The 1,799-nt window shown below is 63.3% G+C and carries 3 pseudogenes; 2 read left to right on the top strand and 1 reads right to left on the bottom strand.

Annotation, left to right across the window (positions count from 1 at the left end):
- Positions 1 to 93: 93 nt before the first annotated feature.
- Together ACRXB1_RS35445 and ACRXB1_RS35440 are read left to right on the top strand one after the other, a co-directional pair.
- A pseudogene (locus ACRXB1_RS35445) lies at positions 94 to 840 on the top strand (sensor histidine kinase); the annotation flags it as partial.
- Positions 841 to 887: 47 nt separating this feature from the next.
- Positions 888 to 1,730: pseudogene (locus ACRXB1_RS35440) on the top strand (sigma-54-dependent transcriptional regulator); the annotation flags it as partial.
- Here ACRXB1_RS35440 and ACRXB1_RS35435 read toward each other — a convergent pair.
- Positions 1,724 to 1,799: pseudogene (locus ACRXB1_RS35435) on the bottom strand (sigma 54-interacting transcriptional regulator); the annotation flags it as partial. The pseudogenes ACRXB1_RS35440 and ACRXB1_RS35435 sit on opposite strands and share 7 nt — an antisense overlap.

Raw genomic sequence — 1,799 nt, 5'->3', positions numbered from 1 at the left:
TCGACGGCGCGCTCCGCCAGCACCTTGCTGCGCTTGTACGCACCGATGGTCTGATGGGCTTGCGCGGGTTTGGTTTCATCGGCGATATCACCGCACGACGAGCTCATCCAGGCGAGCAAACTGGCGGCTCTGGGGCAAATGGCTGCGGGCATCACGCACGAACTGAATCAGCCGCTCGCCGCGCTGCGCAGTTTTTCGGACAATACGCGGGTGTTTATCGAACGAGGGGATCATGTCGCCGCGAATGAGAACCTCGAAGCGATCGCCGCGCTCACCGAACGCATGGGCAAGATCACGAATCAACTGAAATTGTTCGTGGCGAAGGCGCGGCCGAAAAATGCGCGTACCGATGTCCGCCGCGCGCTGCGAAACGTGCTCGCTATGCTGCAGCCGCGCATGAAAAACGTGAAGGTCGCGTTCGGCGCGGACGACCAATCGGCTCTCTTTGTACGCTGCGAGGACCTGCGTCTCGAGCAGATCCTGATCAACCTGATCGGCAACGCGCTGGATGCGGTGGTGTCGTGCGACGTGCCGCGTATCGATATCGAGCTGATCACGAACCAGACGACGGTCGAGATCGTCGTGCGGGACAACGGCCCCGGCATTGCGCCCGATATCCTGCCGCGCCTGTTCGAGCCGTTTTTCACGACGAAGGAGATGGGGCACGGCCTGGGGCTCGGCCTGGCGATTTCGTCGGCAATCGCACGCGATTATGGTGGTACGTTGGTCGCGCGCAACGTCGCGCCGCAAACCGAAGTCGATGGACCCGAAGGCGGCACGCAGGCCGACGCCGATCGCTCGCACGGCGCAGAATTCGTGATCACGTTGTTGCGCGCTTAAGCGCCGGCCTGGCGCTGGCCGAGAGAATCAAGCAGGAGCAGGAACCCATGACAGCAGGACTTCAAGTGATCTTCATCGAAGACGACGAACTGGTGCGGCGCGCGAGCGTGCAAAGTCTCCAGCTCGCCGGTTTCGACGTCGCCGCATTCGGCAGCGTGGAAGGCGCCGCACGGGCTATCGACGCCAGCTTTCCCGGCGTGATCGTGAGCGACATTCGTCTGCCCGGCGCAAGCGGCCTCGATCTGCTCGCGCAATGCCACGAGCGCGCGCCCGAAGTGCCGGTGATTCTCGTCACGGGCCACGGCGATATTTCGATGGCCGTCCAGGCAATGCGCGACGGCGCGTACGATTTCATCGAAAAGCCGTTTGCGTCCGAACGGCTGATCGAAGCCGTCCGTCGCGCGCTTGAACGGCGCAAGCTTGTGCTGGAAAACCGGGCGCTCAGGCGCGAACTCGCGGGACAGAGCAGCGTGGCGCCCAGGATCATCGGGCGCAGTCCCGCCATTGAACAGGTCCGCAAGCTGATCGCGAACGTGGCGCCGACCGATGCCTCCGTGCTGATCAACGGCGACACCGGCGCGGGCAAGGAACTGATCGCGCGAAGCCTGCACGATCTCTCGCCGCGTCGCGATAAACCGTTTATCGCTGTGAACTGCGGTGCGTTGCCCGAGCAGATGTTCGAATCCGAGATGTTCGGCTACGAAGCCGGCGCGTTCACCGGGGCGCAGAAAAGGCGTATCGGCAAGCTCGAACACGCGTCGGGCGGCACGCTGTTCCTGGATGAAATCGAAAGCATGCCGCTCGCGCTGCAAGTGAAACTCCTGCGCGTCCTGCAGGACGGCGTGCTGGAACGGCTCGGCTCGAACCAGCCGATTCGCGCGAACTGCAGGACGCGCAGGAGTTTCACTTGCAGCGCGAGCGGCATGCTTTCGATTTCATCCAGGAACAGCGTGCCGCCA

Source organism: Caballeronia sp. M23-90 (assembly GCF_053574605.1).
This window is presented reverse-complemented; position numbering and strand designations above follow the sequence as displayed.